At 47.6% G+C, this 16,790-nt stretch carries 15 protein-coding genes and 2 pseudogenes; 10 read left to right on the plus strand and 7 right to left on the minus strand.

The genetic code is table 11. The features are described 5' to 3' along the window. Positions 1–65: 65 nt before the first annotated feature. Both HUN05_10760 and HUN05_10765 read right to left on the minus strand, forming a co-directional pair. A complete protein-coding gene (locus HUN05_10760; protein WDP88026.1) occupies positions 66–1,235 on the minus strand; it encodes an IS4 family transposase in 1,170 nt (389 codons plus the stop codon). 192 nt (positions 1,236–1,427) lie between these two features. Further along, positions 1,428–2,597, minus strand: a complete 1,170-nt coding sequence (locus tag HUN05_10765) for an IS4 family transposase (protein WDP88027.1) — start codon at positions 2,595–2,597, stop codon at positions 1,428–1,430. A gap of 178 nt (positions 2,598–2,775) precedes the next feature. On the opposite strand from HUN05_10765, the pseudogene HUN05_10770 reads away from it, so the two are divergent. The 3 genes and pseudogenes from HUN05_10770 to HUN05_10780 all read left to right on the plus strand — a co-directional run bounded on the left by HUN05_10770 (position 2,776) and on the right by HUN05_10780 (position 5,527). Beyond that, positions 2,776–4,335: pseudogene (locus HUN05_10770) on the plus strand (FAD-dependent oxidoreductase). Next, positions 4,332–4,760, plus strand: a complete 429-nt coding sequence (locus tag HUN05_10775; protein WDP85551.1) for a hypothetical protein — start codon at positions 4,332–4,334, stop codon at positions 4,758–4,760. Before HUN05_10770 ends, HUN05_10775 begins: the two are co-directional and overlap by 4 nt. Then, entirely contained in the window at positions 4,724–5,527 is an 804-nt protein-coding gene (locus tag HUN05_10780; protein WDP85552.1) for an FAD-binding protein, read from the plus strand. Before HUN05_10775 ends, HUN05_10780 begins: the two co-directional genes overlap by 37 nt. Positions 5,528–5,543: 16 nt before the next feature. Here HUN05_10780 and HUN05_10785 read toward each other — a convergent pair whose 3' ends face one another. Then, the gene (locus HUN05_10785) at positions 5,544–6,809 is read right to left on the minus strand and encodes an MFS transporter (GenBank protein WDP85553.1); all 1,266 of its coding nucleotides are present in this window, start codon (positions 6,807–6,809) and stop codon (positions 5,544–5,546) included. 367 nt (positions 6,810–7,176) lie between these two features. Between HUN05_10785 and HUN05_10790 the strand changes: the two genes are divergently transcribed. From HUN05_10790 to HUN05_10820, 7 genes and pseudogenes are all read left to right on the plus strand, one after another. Then, the gene (locus tag HUN05_10790) at positions 7,177–7,767 is read left to right on the plus strand and encodes a TetR/AcrR family transcriptional regulator (GenBank protein ID WDP85554.1); all 591 of its coding nucleotides are present in this window, start codon (positions 7,177–7,179) and stop codon (positions 7,765–7,767) included. Positions 7,768–7,788: 21 nt separating this feature from the next. Further along, positions 7,789–7,953 carry a hypothetical protein gene (locus HUN05_10795; GenBank protein ID WDP85555.1) on the plus strand — a complete coding sequence of 55 codons (165 nt, stop codon included), beginning with the start codon at positions 7,789–7,791 and terminating at the stop codon, positions 7,951–7,953. Between the two features lie 6 nt (positions 7,954–7,959). Continuing rightward, positions 7,960–8,187 carry an SCP2 sterol-binding domain-containing protein gene (locus HUN05_10800; GenBank protein ID WDP85556.1) on the plus strand — a complete coding sequence of 76 codons (228 nt, stop codon included), beginning with the start codon at positions 7,960–7,962 and terminating at the stop codon, positions 8,185–8,187. A 10-nt stretch (positions 8,188–8,197) separates the two neighbouring features. After that, positions 8,198–9,406: pseudogene (locus HUN05_10805) on the plus strand (aminopeptidase P family protein). Positions 9,407–9,790: 384 nt separating this feature from the next. Next, positions 9,791–11,002 carry an IS256 family transposase gene (locus tag HUN05_10810; GenBank protein WDP85557.1) on the plus strand — a complete coding sequence of 404 codons (1,212 nt, stop codon included), beginning with the start codon at positions 9,791–9,793 and terminating at the stop codon, positions 11,000–11,002. Positions 11,003–11,148: 146 nt separating this feature from the next. Further along, positions 11,149–11,679: an acetate--CoA ligase family protein gene (locus tag HUN05_10815; GenBank protein WDP85558.1), complete on the plus strand. Its 531-nt coding sequence runs from the start codon at positions 11,149–11,151 to the stop codon at positions 11,677–11,679. Beyond that, entirely contained in the window at positions 11,672–13,138 is a 1,467-nt protein-coding gene (locus HUN05_10820) for a CoA-binding protein (protein ID WDP85559.1), read from the plus strand. Before HUN05_10815 ends, HUN05_10820 begins: the two co-directional genes overlap by 8 nt. On the opposite strand, the gene HUN05_10825 is transcribed toward HUN05_10820, so the two are convergent. The 4 genes from HUN05_10825 to HUN05_10840 all read right to left on the minus strand — a co-directional run bounded on the left by HUN05_10825 (position 13,139) and on the right by HUN05_10840 (position 16,736). After that, a complete protein-coding gene (locus HUN05_10825) occupies positions 13,139–13,369 on the minus strand; it encodes a M23 family metallopeptidase (protein WDP85560.1) in 231 nt (76 codons plus the stop codon). Further along, on the minus strand, positions 13,333–14,343 hold the full coding sequence (locus HUN05_10830; protein WDP85561.1) for a peptidoglycan DD-metalloendopeptidase family protein: 1,011 nt from the start codon (positions 14,341–14,343) through the stop codon (positions 13,333–13,335). Before HUN05_10830 ends, HUN05_10825 begins: the two co-directional genes overlap by 37 nt. 191 nt (positions 14,344–14,534) lie before the next feature. Further along, the gene (locus tag HUN05_10835; protein ID WDP85562.1) at positions 14,535–15,893 is read right to left on the minus strand and encodes a hypothetical protein; all 1,359 of its coding nucleotides are present in this window, start codon (positions 15,891–15,893) and stop codon (positions 14,535–14,537) included. A 147-nt stretch (positions 15,894–16,040) separates the two neighbouring features. Next, the gene (locus HUN05_10840) at positions 16,041–16,736 is read right to left on the minus strand and encodes a methyltransferase domain-containing protein (GenBank protein WDP85563.1); all 696 of its coding nucleotides are present in this window, start codon (positions 16,734–16,736) and stop codon (positions 16,041–16,043) included. Positions 16,737–16,790 lie beyond the last annotated feature (54 nt).

A 16,790-nucleotide genomic window follows, 5' to 3' on the forward strand; every position in this document is an offset into this window, starting at 1 on the left:
AGTTTTATGATGAAGTCAAGGCGGGAAACGATAAAAATAAATAATAAAAACTCAGTGATGTCCGGTTAGGTTTTTGCTTGCTCAATAATTTTTTGATCTTTGACAATATTGTCCCTGTTTGAACTATGAGAGCCCTGCTCCTCGCAGCCAAACAGGTCATTTAGAATGGCGGTTCGCAGCTGCCGAACTCTTTTGATCGTGACCTTTTCATTAAACTGTTTTTGGCAATGGATTGCCAGTAACAGGTAAGTGATAAGGCCGCCAAGAATCTGAACCATAAGGCCGTATTCACTGCGGGCAATGAGATGATATACCTTCAGATGTTCTTTCCACCATTTGAAAAAATCCTCAATGGTCCACCGGAGTTTATAAATTGTTGCTATTTGTTCCGCTGTTAAATCATGCCTGTCAGTTGCCACATAGTATTTGACGCCAGCAATTTTATAGCCAACAACCCGAACAGGCCTTTTCGTCTGGTTTTGATTCGGAGTACCAAGTTTAACCAGTGCATCATAAAAAATGTAGCTGTCGGAAGAGGTCTCGTGGTTATCAATAATTGTTCTTGTTGTCCTGGTTTTTATACGGCAGACAAAATGTTTGCCTTGCTCCTGAAGCAGGTCAAATTCTTTATGGGATTGATATCCACGATCCATAACACCTGTTTGCCCCTTGGAAAGTATTTTGGGAACAAAAGTGCGTTCAGCGCCGTTGCCTTCAGTCAAAAAGATTTTGTTTGGGATTCCGTGATTAATGTCAAATCCGCAATGTACTTTGGCTTTTTTACTTCCTTTTCTGTAGTTCGCCCAGTGCATTGAAAGGACTGCATTTATGAGACTACCGTCAATGGAAACCAACTCTCCTAACTCGGCGTGTTCACCCGGATGACACTCAAGAGCCTGTTTATAAAGATCCTCAAAGATAAATTGCAGTTGTTCGAGTCCCCTGTGATTGATGGCTTCACAGAAACTACTACGGCTGATACCACCGTTTGGCGCAATATTTTCTTTAGCAAAAACATTTTCCTTGAGATCCTGAATTAAATGTCGGGCAGACTTGTGCTCCTGAAGATGGAAATAAACTAAAGCATTTATCTGGTCTTCGAATGTCATTTTTAAAGGGCGGTCTCCTCGAGATTGTAATTCCGGTGCTTTTGAAAGTGACTTTATCAGAGGGCACCTGAAATTGTCAAAGTTCAGGGACCGTAGTTGTTTTTTAGGGACTGAGATGTGCGTCATTTGAGCTCCTTGAGTTAAATTTTCAAGGCGCACAAAAATTTTTACGCACATTTGTCAACACAAAACAGACTGTTTTTTCAATGATTTTAGATGCTTTTTATATGCAACAACCTAACCGGACACTACTGATAAAAACTTGAATCTTCGATAAAAAAAGCATAAAAAAGAACATTATCATTCAGTGATGTCCGGTTAGGTTTTTGCTTGCTCAATAATTTTTTGATCTTTGACAATATTGTCCCTGTTTGAACTATGAGAGCCCTGCTCCTCGCAGCCAAACAGGTCATTTAGAATGGCGGTTCGCAGCTGCCGAACTCTTTTGATCGTGACCTTTTCATTAAACTGTTTTTGGCAATGGATTGCCAGTAACAGGTAAGTGATAAGGCCGCCAAGAATCTGAACCATAAGGCCGTATTCACTGCGGGCAATGAGATGATATACCTTCAGATGTTCTTTCCACCATTTGAAAAAATCCTCAATGGTCCACCGGAGTTTATAAATTGTTGCTATTTGTTCCGCTGTTAAATCATGCCTGTCAGTTGCCACATAGTATTTGACGCCAGCAATTTTATAGCCAACAACCCGAACAGGCCTTTTCGTCTGGTTTTGATTCGGAGTACCAAGTTTAACCAGTGCATCATAAAAAATGTAGCTGTCGGAAGGGGTCTCGTGGTTATCAATAATTGTTCTTGTTGTCCTGGTTTTTATACGGCAGACAAAATGTTTGCCTTGCTCCTGAAGCAGGTCAAATTCTTTATGGGATTGATATCCACGATCCATAACACCTGTTTGCCCCTTGGAAACTATTTTGGGAACAAAGGTGCGTTCAGCGCCGTTGCCTTCAGTCAAAAAGATTTTGTTTGGGATTCCGTGATTAATGTCAAATCCGCAATGTACTTTGGCTTTTTTACTTCCTTTTCTGTAGTTCGCCCAGTGCATTGAAAGGACTGCATTTATGAGACTACCGTCAATGGAAACCAACTCTCCTAACTCGGCGTGTTCACCCGGATGACACTCAAGAGCCTGTTTATAAAGATCCTCAAAGATAAATTGCAGTTGTTCGAGTCCCCTGTGATTGATGGCTTCACAGAAACTACTACGGCTGATACCACCGTCTGGCGCAATATTTTCTTTAGCAAAAACATTCTCCTTGAGATCCTGAATTAAATGTCGGGCAGACTTGTGCTCCTGAAGATGGAAATAAACCAAAGCATTTATCTGGTCTTCGAATGTCATTTTTAAAGGGCGATCTCCTCGAGATTGTAATTCCGGTGCTTTTGAAAGTGACTTTATCAGAGGGCACCTGAAATTGTCAAAGTTCAGGGACCGTAGTTGTTTTTTAGGGACTGAGATGTGCGTCATTTGAGCTCCTTGAGTTAAATTTTCAAGGCGCACAAAAATTTTTACGCACATTTGTCAACACAAAACCGACTGTTTTTTCAATGATTTTAGATGCTTTTTATATGCAATAACCTAACCGGACACTACTGATTATCATTCTATAATGATAAAAACCGTTAAAAAACAAGAGTGTCTATATATGAGTGAAAAAAAATCGGAAACCCAGGTATTGATCATCGGAGGGGGGGCCACGGGCACCGGCATTGCCCGGGACCTGTCCTTGAGGGGAATCTCATGTATTCTCATTGATTAGACAGATATCAATGCCGGAGCCTCGGGCGCAAACCACGGCCTGCTCCATTCAGGTGCCCGTTATGTGTTCAAGGACGGCCCAACCGCATCTGAATGCCAGAGTGAAAATATTTTGTTGAAAAAACTGGCCCCCCACTGCATTGAGGACGAAGGCGGGCTTTTTGTGGCTGTTGATCAGGATGATGATCAGTATATTGCAGATTTTTCCGGCCTGTGCACCCAATTTCATATTCCTGTCAAAGAAATCGGCCTTGATGAGGCCCGGAGAAAAGAACCCTGTCTGGCCAAAAATATCAAGGCCGCATTTGAGGTGAACGATGCCGTGGTAGACCCTTTTATGCTTTCTTTGGACAATGCCGCCCATGCCCAGGGGTTAGGGGCCGTTATTTTAAGGAATACCAGGCTTGTGGGATTTAAAATGGAAAAGGGGCGGATTGGGGCTGCCCAAGTGGAAAATTCAAGGACCGGGGAAAGATATTGTATTGAGGCCCTTGAGTATGTGAATGCCTCAGGGGCCTGGGCCGGAATTGTTGCAGCCATGGCCGGGTCGAATATGCCCATGAGCTATTCCAAAGGCTCGCTTCTGGTGACCCAGACCCGGATGAATACCCGGGTGATCAATCGATTGAGAAAGGCCTCGGATGGAGATATCCTTGTGCCGGGAGGAACGGTGTCCATCATCGGCACCACCTCCATTAAGATCGATACCTTGGATGATATAAGACCGGATGCCAATGAGGTGGATGCCATCATCAGGGAAGGGGCCCAGATGATTCCCGCTCTTTTAACCGCACCCTATATCCGTGCCTATGCAGGTGTCAGGCCCTTGGTGGAAAACCCTGGGGGACAAGGCCGGAACATCAGCCGGAATTACACTCTCAATATCCATGAGCAAGATGAGATCTTCAACCTGGTGACCATTACCGGAGGCAAGCTGACCACCTTCAGGCTCATGGCTGAAAAAACATCGGATGTTGTGGCCCTCCGGCTTAAAAATACCCGTCTCTGCCTTACCCGGACCCAGAAACTGCCTCCCAGCGCCAAAGGGGCGTGGACTGAGCCGGGCAGGGCGCCCAGGGTATGGATGAACACCCCAGGTCCAAAAGATACCCTGATCTGTGAATGTGAAATGGTTTCAAAACAGATGGTGGATCAGATTGTGGAGGCGCTGAAGGCCGAAGGGGTCACCCCGACCTTAGAGGAGGTGGGCCGTAGGAGCCGGATCGGCAAGGGACCCTGCCAGGGCTGTTTTTGCTCCTTTCGCCTGGCTGCCTATCTTTACCAGAGGGGCGAACTTTCAAATACCCAGGGCCTGGACCAGGTTAAAAAATTTATCAATGAACGCTGGAAAGAGTTTATGCCCCTTGTCCGGGACCAGGAGCTTGCCCGGGTGGAACTCCAGGACTCTTTTTTATCGGCTCTCTTTGAAATGGAGGAACAGCCATGATCTTATCTGGTGATAATAAAACCATTGACTGCCAGGTCGGGATTGTGGGTGACGGCATGGCCGGGATGGCCGGGATGGCCGCTGCTGTTTTTGCCTCTTGCTGCGGGCTGTCAACGATTCAGGCGGGATCTGTCTCTCAAATGTCGTTTGCAAGCGGATGTCTGGATCTTTTTTCACGTATTCCCGGGAATCCCGGCCCTGGGTTTGAAGACCCCTTTGAAGGCATTGAGGCCCTGGTGAAAAGAGTGCCGGACCACCCCTATGCCCGGATTCGCCGGCAGGAGATTGTCCGGGGCTTTAAAATTTTTACTGATTTTATGCGTGACGCCGGGATTGTTTTTCATGGCAAACCCAACGTTAATCAAAAAATGATTACTTGTGCAGGCAGATGGCCGAGACACTCAAGGCGGTTTCTCCCTGGATAGGCAGTGCAACCCTTGGATTTCCCGGCAGGGAAGACCAAGGCGACCTCATGTGCGAGCGCCTGGCCTGGGACCTTGAAACCCCAAAGATTTTGTCCAGATTTATAGATGAGCTTTTTGTCCATGTCTCAGGGTTTGATGCTGTGGGCCTGCCCCCTGTCTTTGGATTATACCGGTTTGAACAATTGAGGAAGACCTTGGAAAAAGCCCTTGGCAAACCGGTTTTTGAAATTCCAGGCCTTGCCCCTTCACTGCCCGGGATGCGGATCAAAGAGGGCTTTGCAAGCCGTATTCAAGACCATGGGGTCCAAAGGTTTTCCGGGAGGGTCAACCGGGTCACCATGGATTCTTTGGGCCGGTTTTGCTTTAAGGTGACCCAAGGCATGGATTCCTGGCAGATCAGGGCAAATACCCTGGTTCTGGCCACAGGCCGTTTTTTGGGCCAGGGCCTTGGGGTGAATCAGGAGGGCAGGATTAAAGAGCCGCTGTTTGATCTGCCCGTGACCCAGACAGATCAAAGGTCTCAATGGTTGAATCCTGATTTTTTTAATGGACAGGGGCATCCGGTAAACCGGGCCGGCATAGAAACCGATGAATTTTTCAGGCCCCTGGACGGTAAGGGCAAAGTCTTTCATCCGGGACTTTACACTGTTGGCACCATCATTGCCTACCAGGACTGGAAACGGGAAAAATCAGGCTCGGGCATATCCATTTCAATGGCATACAAGGCCGTTTCACACCTTTTGTCATCTTTGGAAAACAGGTCCTGAATTTTGCCCAGGTGCTTTAGGATTCCCCCGGGGGGGTATCCTTTTTACTGGGTTTGAAAGGATAGATCTTGTACCAGACCAGGCTGAGAATCTGGCAGATCATCAGCCCTGCAAATCCGGCCCTGTATCCTGCAGGGTCATAGGTGTTGGCAGAAGAAACCCCCCAGAGATTGATGATCGCGCCAATGGCCCATTGAACAATGAATGCCGCAATAAAGACCAATAGGTTGATTCCCGTGGTCACCCTTCCTGACAGGGTGATGGGAAAATTCAAGGTCAGGGCGGTATAGGACAGGATGCCTGAACTGCCGAAAAATCCAAACAGCATAAGAATGATGGATAAAGGTATGCCAAAGGGAAAAATCATCAGCCCCTGGATAAGGATAAACAAGGTCATGCCCGCCACTGCCGTTGTTTTTACGGGGATTTTTTTTTCCACCAGTTTTTCAGCCAGGACGCCAAGGCAGATAAATCCTGAAATCATTGCCATGGCTGACCAGGAGAGGGCCTGGGCCACGTCCGGTCTGGACATATTTCCCACATCCCGAAGCCATGGTCCTGACCACAACCCTATGATGGAGATGAATCCTGCCTGGGACAGAGTGGTTAAGGGGGCGATTTGCCAAAAAAAAGGGTTTTTAAAAATTCGGACAATGCCCTGGATCTGATCATGGACTGGAAAAGAATGCGGGGGTGTTGATTTGGGCACCACAAAAAAGAGAATCAAAGCTGCGGCCAGGCTGATCAGAGCCAGGGCCAAAAGCAGCCCCCGCCAGGAGGTTAGGCCAAGGGCCCATTCCACGGGCAGGGTGGCTGCAAGGGCTCCCAAGCCTCCTGACGCCATCTGAAATCCATTGATCCGCGGCAGCAGTTTTGCCGGAAACCAGATGGCATAGGACTTAAAGGCTGCCATGAGACAGGCAGAGACCCCGAATCCGATGAGGGCACGGCCTGCAATCAGGCTGCCAAGGGACTGGGAAAGGGCAAACAGGGCTGCGCCTGTCGCAGCAAAAACCAGAAGAGATGCCTCCACCACCCTGGGGCCGAACCGGTCCAGGAGAACGCCCAAAGGCAGTTGAGCCAGGGCAAAGGTAATGAAATAGGTGGCCGTTAACAGGCCGAGGTCTGACGGGTCAATTAAAAGATCGGCAGTAATATTCGGGGCAATTACGGCATTGACGGTCCGAAACAGGTAAGAGAGAAAATACCCCAGGGCAAAGGGGAGAAATATTCTCAGGCTCTTTGTTTTCCCCATGGCGCATGGCAGCTGGTCTTGCATCATTATTTTTTCCTGCTCAGCAGTAAACTTAAAAAAATTAGACCGCCCTAATAAAGAGAGTCTATCATTTATTGGCTATTGGATATCATATTTTAAAGTGTGTACCCAGGTATATTTTGGCCAGGATTGATTCTTTTTAAATGATCCGGAATAGGGTGCCCTAGGGGGCAGTGCCGGATAGATGGGGCTGCCATTTTTTTGGGCCAAACAAGGCCTGGGACAATAACACGGCCGGACAATCATGCCGGCGCCCAGCCACCATCGGCCAATAGGATAAAAGGCCTTGACAGGGTCAGGGGTTCTCGTTTATGAATGAATAAAAAAACAAATTATTTATTTATTCATTTAACCTATACAAGGTTTGGCAGGTATGAAAAAAAAAGAAGACACCAAACAAATCTATAAAGCGGCATTATCTGTTTTTTCCCGGTACGGTTTTAAAAAAACCACCATGGACGATGTTGCAGGAAAACTCGGCATGACCAAGGGTAACCTTTATCTTTATGCCAAAAATAAAAAAGCCTTGTACATTGATATGATTTCATGGGCCTTGAAACGCTGGCAGTCAAAGGTGGCAAAGGCGGTGGGCAATGAAAAAGAGATCAGGCAAAAATTTGAAACCCTTTGCCAGAAAGCGGTTGATTATCTGTCTGAAGATAAGGAACTTCACCGGATTTTAGTCAATGATCCCGGGATTTTCCCCATGTTTCCGGATCAGGATCCCTTTGAATCCATCAACAAAAAATCCGTGGCCATGATCCGGTCCATCCTTGACCAGGGCATAGCGGCAAAGGTGTTCAGGCCCGTGGACACGGACCAGATCTCCCAGGTCATTTTTCTGATCTATAAGGTGTTTATTATCCAGACCTATATTAAAGGCCAAAAGGTTCATATCCATAAAATGCTGTCGGAGACCATAGGGCTTATGACCCATGGGCTTTTTCTTACGGCGGAAAATTAATCCCTAACAAAGGAGGCAGAAATGACATCTTTGGTTTACCTGAGCGATTCCTGGCGGGACGAGGTTGAAAAGAGGCTTAAACAAGATCTCAGTCCAGAACGAATGAATTTTATCTCTTCATCCATGTCCAATATCTATACCGGGTGCCCGGACGGACAGGACCGGTTTTTGTTTTTTGAGTTTTAAAAAGGGGTGTTTAAGGCGGTTTCCACAGGCCCGGGTGAGCCGCCCAAGGCTGAATTTAAAATTACCGGCAGTTACGATGTCTTTGCAAAAATTTCAAAGTCGGAATTAGGCTCCCACAAGGCCCTGATGACCGGGAAACTCAAGCTCAAGGGCAATATGATCAAAGCGTTGAAGCTGGCCTCTGTGGCAGATCGTATCAATAAAGTCATATCCACCATTGATACCCAATTCTAGGAGAAAAAATATGACAGATCCCTATTATATTGATTTTAAATTCCGGGTGACCCAGATCCAGAGGGCCATGGCCGACTATAATATTGACGTCTACCTGGGCTCAAGGCTTCGCACCCTGTCCTGGGTTTCCGATGTATTCTGCCCCTGGAGAAGTTTTGTGGTGATTCCGGCCCAGGGCATGCCGGCTCTTTTTTCCTTTGTCATTGATGCGGCACGGATTGCCGATGAAACCTGGATGGATTCAGACCAGGTCTTTGGGTTTGCCCCCATGGGCGGCCAGGACTAGATTGAACAGATCGCCGATTATATCAATGATTTTTCAGGCGGAAAAAAGATCCGGGTGGGCATTGAATCCGGGATGTCCAACTATCTGCCCGAAGGCAATTTAACCCAGTATGAATATGAAAAATATCAGGCGGCCATTAAAAATTGCGAATTGGTCAACGCACATACCATCATTGACCGTCTGGCCCTGATCAAGGATGAGGGAACCATCAACCGGTTCAAGGAGGCCTCCCGGATTGTGGATATCGGTCATGAAGCCGTGTTTGAAGCCCTTGAGAACGGGGGGTGGAAGGGGATGACCGAAACTGAGATCGCAGGGCTTGCAGGATATGCCATGCGAAAGGCCGGCAGCGAATTTGAATGGTCCTTTACCGGGGGCAATGAAATCGCCTCGGGACACCGCACCGGCTACACCGGAGGTGCCTGCACGCCTGCCACCCGAAGAGAACTTCAACTGGGTGATCCCTTGATGGTGGATATTCATTCCATGTACAAGCTGGGGCTCGGCGACCATTCCCATAATTATTTCATTGGCCGGGCCACGGACCGCCAGCGCTGGCATGCAGACAATTTTGTTTCCATCGTGGAAAAAACCCTTGGGGCCTATCGGGCCGGAATATCACCTTGTGACCTGGCCGAAGAAATGATGGATTTTGCCGACCAGCGCGGGTTTGCAGATTATATGGTCCCGGGTTTTGAACACGGCATCGGCATGATGGGGGATGAATGGAGAATCGGACTCAATGACGGGCCTTTTCCCTATTGGACTAATCCTGAACACATTTACCGGGAAAATGAGGTGCTGATCTGTGCCATGCAATATGCCTGCCCCGAAGAAGAGATCGGGTTCAGGTATGAAAATCCCATTGTCATTCATCAGGACCATTGTGAAGCCCTGTCCAAATTCAGATTGTCCGTGGATGATATCCTTTAACCTGTGCTGATCCCTGCCCCTCTTTCAGGGGGGCAGGCCAAAAAATTGATGATAAATTTTTTACCTGCCCTGCTGGGTCATAAATGATTTTTTTACATGGGGGGAATGATTGCATCAATCTGTCTGAAAAAAAGCATCTTTCCCGATGGGGTTTAGGATTTTAAATAGTGTTTATATTCATAGTCTTCGATTAATACATGCAAAATAATCCAGTTGGTTAAAAACTCACCAATGGCATTCAGCTCGTTCTGGGTGCCATTTGATATGTCCTGATGCAGCTGGAAAATATCAACGATAAGCTGTTCATGGATTTGCCGAGGGCGTTCAAAATTCTGTGTCAGTTGAATGAAAGCTGATATACTCAGCTAAATAAGGAGAACTGACATGACCGAAGAAAACACCGAATTTGATTTTCAAAAAGCCCTTAAAGGCATCCAGGAAGGTAAACCCTTCACAGGTAAGGGCGGCGTCCTTACATCATTAATCAAAAATCTTGCTGAAGCTGCTCTTGAAGGAGAGTTGGAGTCCCATCTCGGGCAGGAAGTTTCTGCCAACCGCCGTAATGGAAAAAGCAAAAAGACCATTAAATCCCTGGATGGTAAATTTGAGCTAAAAACCCCGCGTGACAGGGTCGGAACCTTCTCTCCACAGATCGTCAAAAAACATCAGACAACGCTCAGCGATGAAATTGAAAGAAAGATAATAGCCCTTTACGGCCTGGGCATGAGTTATAATGATATGGCTTCCCATTTACAGGAAATCTATGGACTTGAGATTTCAAATGCCACTCTGAGCACCATTACCGATAAAATCATCCATACCGTCAAAGAATGGCAGGCCAGGCCGTTGGAAAATGTGTACCCAATCATATGGCTTGATGCCATACATTATAAAGTACGAGAAAACGGAAAGGTCGGCAGCAAAGCCGTTTACACAATTCTTGGGGTGAATATCGAGGGCCGCAAAGAGGTTCTTGGGCTGTACATATCCGAGAATGAGGGTGCGAACTTCTGGCTGCAGGTGTTAACAGACCTTTCAAACCGAGGGGTAAAAGATATCCTGATTGCCTGTGTTGATGGTCTAAAAGGTTTTCCCGAGGCCATTGAGACCATATTCCCGGACACAGAAGTTCAACTCTGCGTAGTCCACCAGATCCGAAATTCATTGAAATACGTTGGTTCCAAAAATAAAAAGGAATTTATGGCAGATCTAAAACGTGTTTATAAAGCGGTCAATAAGGATCTGGCCGAAGAAGAACTGGATATCTTGGAAAATAAATGGAATGACAAATACCCGATTGTGATAAAATCCTGGCGGAACAACTGGGAACGCCTCAGTCATTTCTTTAAATATCCAGAAGAGATTCGACGGATAATATACACCACAAATACCATTGAGGCTGTGCATCGACAGTTTCGAAAACTGACCAAAACAAAGGGATCATTCCCGAACCAGGACAGCCTGTTAAAGCTGCTTTACATGGGGATCCAGAACGCCAGTAAAAAATGGACAATGCCGATTCAAAATTGGTCACTGACAATTTCCCAGTTGGCAATTTTCTTTGAAGGCCGGCTGGATAAAGAGCTGGGAATTTGATAGGGATTTATTTACAGATGGAAAAGATGGTTCTAGGAACTCCACTCCAGCAAAAGTCAACTCCTCCGACGTGGCTGATTGAAGGCCCATTCTCGGACCTGACTTTTACTTCCGCTGGCGCTGAGGCAGATCCGAGAACCGAAACCGTGACACAGAATTCTGAACATTCCCTGGATGCGGCCCAAAAGATCGGGTATCCCGTGGCTTTAAAGGGCTGTGCCTGGGAATTGATGCACAAAACTGAATCCGGATGCATTGAACTGGGGCTGGACAGTCCGGACGGGGTGCTGGTCCAGGAGATGGTTAAAGGCCCCAGGGAACTTGTTGTCGGCCTGAGCCGAGATCCCCAGTTTGGGGTCTGTGTGATGATCGGATTCGGCGGGGTCATGGCCGAGGTCGTCGGGGACAGGGTGTTCAGGGTGGCCCCCTTTGACAGGATCGAGGCCCTTGATATGATCAATGAATTAAACTCAAGGCCCATGCTGGACAGGTTCCGGGGGCAGTCTTCTGCCGATTTGGAAGGGCTTTGTCAACTCCTTGAAGGCCTGGGACAGTTCGGGCTTGACAATCCATCTGTCCGGGAAATTGATATCAACCCCTTGATCGTTTCCCAGGACGGCAGCATCAGGGCCGCAGATGCGCTTATCATTCTCAAAAAAGGGGGATCCGATGATTGATTCAATCGCACAAAGTCCCTTGTTTCCCATTGCCCAGTCCAGATCCATTGCTTTTTTCGGGGCATCCAATAATTTTTCATCCATGGGATCCACCATATTAAATTCCATTCTGATTGACGGGTTTAAAGGCAGGATCTATCCGGTTCATCCCCGGGAAAAAACAGTGTTGAACCTTGACGCCTATGATCATGTCCAATCCATCCCTGAAACGGCTGATCTTGCCTTTATTGTTTTGCCCACCCCCATTGTTGCCAAAACCCTTAAAGCCTGCGGTCAAAGAGGCATTTCCCATGCCGTGATCGTCTCTGCCGGGTTTAGCGAGGCCGGAGAAAAGGGAAAAATCCTGCAACAGGAAGTGGATGAGATTGCCAGCAAGTACAATATCAGGTTCATGGGACCCAATTGCATCGGGGTGGTGAACGCCCATTTAGGGCTCAACGCCACCTTTCTTTCCCCCTTAGGCAGGCCCGGGTTTATCGGCATGGCCTCCCAGAGCGGCAGTTTTATCACCCAGATGTTTTCCTATCTTGATACCCGGTTCGGCCAAGGGTTCAGTACAGGTTTCAGCCTGGGAAACGAGGCCAATATTGACATGGTTGACTGTATTGAATACCTGGGGGCCTGTCCCCATACCCGGGTCATTGCCCTGTATATTGAATCCATACGCAGGGGGCAAAAATTTATTGAGATTGCCCGTAAGGTTTCAAAGACAAAACCCATTGTGGCCTTTTACGCAGGCGGATCTGATACGGGCAAACGGGCCTGCCTTTCCCACACCGGTTCACTTGCAGGGCCGGATTTGCTTTATGATGGTGTTTTCAGGCAGAGCGGGATTATCCGGGCCCATTCCATAGAAGCCTTGTTTGATTTTTGTTATACTCTGGGGTCTTCGCCCCTACCCAAAGGGAACCGGGCCGTGATTCAGACCCACTCCGGCGGTCCGGGTGCGGCTGCGGCCGATGCCTGTGAACGGGTCGGAATCGATTTGCCGCCCTTGTCACCTCACACCCTTGAAAAAATTGCCCAATTTGTTCCCCATACCGGGAGTATTCAAAATCCCGTGGATCTGACCTTCACGAAAAATCCTTTGGATTATTTTTATAATATCCCCAAGATATTATTGGCGGAAGAAAATTCAGATGGGGTGATGATTTATTTTCTGGCATCGGCTGGGATGGTTGAGCGTGCTTTGACCGGTATGGGTGTTCCTGAAGACAAAATCCAAGCCCAGGCCGAGAAAATTGTGGCAGATCAGTGTGAATCCGTGGCCGCTTTGAGAAAAACATACCAGAAATCAGTGATCGGGTTTTCCTTTTTGACCCGGGAAAATGATTTTATCGCAGGACTTCAGGACAGGGGGATTCCGGTCCTGCCCAGTCCTGAACGGGCGGCAAACGCCTTTGGGGCACTTGCTGATTACACCCGGTTAAGGCAGAAAATTTTAGACCAGTCCGCCTGATCATACCGATAGTTTGTCCTGGGCATTGCCGGCCATGAGCAATTGTTTGAACAATTGCTGGGTTTTGGCCAGAAATTGTTTCATTTCATCGGGATTGACCGGGGTTGCCGGAGGTGATTTATGGGTGAGCGGATCAATGGGCGCCCCGTCTTTTTTCATCCTAAAGCAAAGATGGGGACCTGTGGCATATCCTGTCATGCCCACAAACCCGATGATTTCTCCCTGGCCCACACGTTTGTTTTTTTCATGCCCCGGGCAAATTTGCTCATATGGTAATACCGGGTTACATACCCCCTGCAATGGCGGATAATGATATGGTTTCCCATGGTTTTGGAAAATCCCATTCCAGCAATCACACCGTCTCCCACGGTTTTTATGGGCGTGCCTGTGGGTGTGGCATAATCCACAGCCGGGTGGGACCTGACCTCTTTTAATATGGGGTGCATCCGTTTGAGGGTGAACTTGGATGAAATCCGGGAAAAGGCAAGGGGGGCTTTTAAAAAGGCTTTTTCAAGGGAGTTGCCCTTTTCATCATAATATCCTGTATCTCCCTCTGCGTTTTTATGCAAAAAGGCTGTAAAATTCACCCCTTGATTGGTGAATATGGCGGCCTGGATTTTTCCATACCCTGCAAACCGGTTTTCCTGGTATTGTTTTTCCACAAGGACCTGGAATTTGTCTCCCGGCCGGAGATCCCTGATAAAATCGATATCCCAGGCAAAAATATCAGCCAGTTTTAATGCCAAAAAACTTTTTTCTCCTGATTTCCTGACCGCCTCAAACAGGCTGGATATGATCTGGCCTGATACGGTTTCAAGCCTGATATCATAGTCAATGGGCTCAAGGTCAATGGAAAAATGCGTCGCTTGTTTTTGGATGACCAACTTGTTTTTAGGGCCGGTCTCATATTCAAACCGGATCAGATTTTTCTGACTCAGGATGAATTTATACGGGTGGCCCGAGGTGATCTGCTCCAATGGAAAAATATCAAAGCTTGTGCGGTTGAGGGCAAATATGGTTTTTAAAGGAAGAAAGGGGTTGAGCAGAGAGGAGGCCGTGTCCCCTTTTTTTACAATGCCTTTGAGGATTTTAATATCAGAGCCAAGAGGCGGGTTGGGTTTTATTCCGGGTTTATCTGCCCCAACACTTGAAGTAAAATATAGAAAAAAAATAATAACAAAACATATACAGGATTTGTGACGCATACCAGGCCTCTTTTATAAATTAATCCAGACTCAATTGTTCGGATTCAGGGTAATCAAAAAGAGAATTTCAACTTTCATGCCACAGGGATTGAAGCTGTGATCATGGTCCTGATCATGGCCGGGGAATGAAAAGGACCCTGTTTAAGGGCAACGCGAGCCAATGATATTTAACCAAAACCTGTGTTATCTGATCAGTTTATCTTGAAAACATGAATTACCGGTTTTGTGTTTTCTGCAAAGGGTTCAAGGATAAATAACCTGGAACCCCCAGGATCATAGGCAATGCTTGCAATTCTTGAGATTCTTTGGTTGCCTGTGCCCAGCATCCCGGGTTCAACCCCTTTGGTGAGAAAAAGGATTGAATCAATATAAAAAAAAGCATAGGGCTGGGGTTCAAATGCCTGGATTTGTCCTGTGGCCACTCTGGCCAGGTCCTCCGGATTGTAGAAGATAATGGCGGCATTAAATTTTTGGCTCCACCACCCCCGGTAGTCGTCATGGGCTGAACATCCCCCAAGATCGGCAGGGGGGCAGGCGGATCCGTCTTTTCGCCGACAGGTGGTGAACTGGTCCTTGAACGCGGTTTCAATGCAGGGGTATTGTTCCCCTTCTGGATGGCGCCATCCATACCAGTATTTTGCCCCGGTTGCCTTGGTGCCGGCAAAGATCAGGCAAGGCTTGTGCTTTCCAATTGAAATCCATGCACCGCCTGCCCAGTCATCGGCATACTGGTACCCGGTTAAGGCTCTTTTGATTTGGGAGCAGGTTTTACTTCTCTGATATAATAGCAATGTCTTTTCTTCCAGCCTTGTTCCATTGGGTGGGGGATTGCCCGACAGCCAGGGGGCATAGGCAAATAGGCTCGGTCCCATGCCTGACCACCCCCCGTCCCTGAAGCGTCCTGAAACCAGATATCTTCCCCCCAGATATTTATCAGCCCAGGCTTTATCAATGCCAAAAAGGTAAGCATTGGTGCTGTAAAGGGATTGGTTTCCGATATACCATCCCCCCCTGATTTGGGAGGATTCAAGGCCGGGGTTGAACCAGGCATGGGTGGGCACCTGCTCTTGGGGTGTTTCATGAAAATGCTGCCCCCAGCACAGATGGATTTTTTTACCGGTCTTTGGGGTCTCCATGTATGCCATGCCCACCTGGGGAATTTCAGAATAGGGGGCAAAAAGGGGGCCTCTGATGTTGGTGAACTTCTGGACAAATTTTGCCCGGTTTAACCGGGTAATATGTTTGGATATTATGGGGATGGGAATATCCACCTGAGCCACCTGGTTTCCGTTTTCAAATTCACCATACCCAAGTCTCGGGTGACCCATGATGAACAAAGATCCCTTGTTCAAGGGGGCATAGGTCATGGCATACCCCCCGTAAGAAAAGCTGTTTTCCCTTCCCTCTGGGCCGGGCAGGGAAAAGGCCCCTTGATAGATGAAATTTTCCGGATAGATCAATCCAGGGGCCTTATCTGAGCCTGCAAAAGAGTCCAGGCCAAGGGTTAACACCCATAAAATGAGTAAAAGTGAATCTGTTGTTTTTGCCATGATATCCTCCTTTGGCTGATACAAAGGGGTGGAAAAAAGACCGGGTCCTGAAGGGTTCAAAAATGGATTAAGGCGATTTTACCCGTTGATATGGAAAATTAACTACCAGGATTCATGGGAGGTGTAAAGCATTTTGCCGGGGATAGGCTAACGGTATTTGCCGGCAATGATCATGCAGTATCCGGTTTTATCCGTTCTTGCCGGGGTGCCCAGCTGATTGAGAAGTCGGGTATGGTTTTCAATGATATCGATTTGAAACCCTGCATTTTCAATATTGTTGAGCAGTTCCACCAGGGTTACTGCGCCTGAAATGCAGGAGGATCTAGTTTGATTGGATCTATCCCGGGCCAGGGCAGAGTATTTTCTGATGTAAAGGTCTGTGAGTACGAGTTTCCCGTTGGTTGACAGAACACGGTACATTTCTCGAAGCCAGGCCGCCGGATCATTGGCTAAAGAGAGAACGCATTCGCAGAATATGCCGTTGAACCGGCCGGGTTTAAAGGGGAGGGCTGGCAGGGCCGCCTGAACCAGAGTCTTGGAATGATATGTTTTCTGCCCTTTTTTTTCCAGGGCGTTAAAATCCGGGTCAATCCCTGTCCCCTTTATGCCCCAGGATTCATAAAGATATCCCAGGGTCATGCCGTAGCCGCAGCCGGCATCCAGAATGGAATCGACCTTTGTAAAATCGCAGAATTCAACTGCCCGCTGGTTGAGCAGATATCCTCCGGGCCTGAGGGTGTGTTTGTCGAGGGAAACCAGGGATTTTTGCCTGAGCCAGAAGGGTACCCCGCCCGGGGAAAGCCCCTTTAAGGTTGTCCGGCGGTTCAAGGTTTTATTGGCCATACCCTTTTCCCTTTTTTAAAAAATGAGTTGGATTTAGAAAAGGGTTTTATGTGC

Source organism: Desulfobacter sp. (assembly GCA_028768545.1).
GTDB lineage: Bacteria > Desulfobacterota > Desulfobacteria > Desulfobacterales > Desulfobacteraceae > Desulfobacter.

Bases quoted from the DNA above. Each gene is read 5' to 3' on its own strand.
- HUN05_10760 (WDP88026.1), bottom strand. From the start codon at position 1,235: ATGACGCACATCTCAGTCCCTAAAAAACAACTACGGTCCCTGAACTTT.
- HUN05_10765 (WDP88027.1), bottom strand. From the start codon at position 2,597: ATGACGCACATCTCAGTCCCTAAAAAACAACTACGGTCCCTGAACTTT.
- HUN05_10775 (WDP85551.1), top strand. From the start codon at position 4,332: ATGATCTTATCTGGTGATAATAAAACCATTGACTGCCAGGTCGGGATT.
- HUN05_10780 (WDP85552.1), top strand. From the start codon at position 4,724: ATGGCCGAGACACTCAAGGCGGTTTCTCCCTGGATAGGCAGTGCAACC.
- HUN05_10785 (WDP85553.1), bottom strand. From the start codon at position 6,809: ATGATGCAAGACCAGCTGCCATGCGCCATGGGGAAAACAAAGAGCCTG.
- HUN05_10790 (WDP85554.1), top strand. From the start codon at position 7,177: ATGAAAAAAAAAGAAGACACCAAACAAATCTATAAAGCGGCATTATCT.
- HUN05_10795 (WDP85555.1), top strand. From the start codon at position 7,789: ATGACATCTTTGGTTTACCTGAGCGATTCCTGGCGGGACGAGGTTGAA.
- HUN05_10810 (WDP85557.1), top strand. From the start codon at position 9,791: ATGACCGAAGAAAACACCGAATTTGATTTTCAAAAAGCCCTTAAAGGC.
- HUN05_10820 (WDP85559.1), top strand. From the start codon at position 11,672: ATGATTGATTCAATCGCACAAAGTCCCTTGTTTCCCATTGCCCAGTCC.
- HUN05_10830 (WDP85561.1), bottom strand. From the start codon at position 14,343: ATGCGTCACAAATCCTGTATATGTTTTGTTATTATTTTTTTTCTATAT.
- HUN05_10835 (WDP85562.1), bottom strand. From the start codon at position 15,893: ATGGCAAAAACAACAGATTCACTTTTACTCATTTTATGGGTGTTAACC.
- HUN05_10840 (WDP85563.1), bottom strand. From the start codon at position 16,736: ATGGCCAATAAAACCTTGAACCGCCGGACAACCTTAAAGGGGCTTTCC.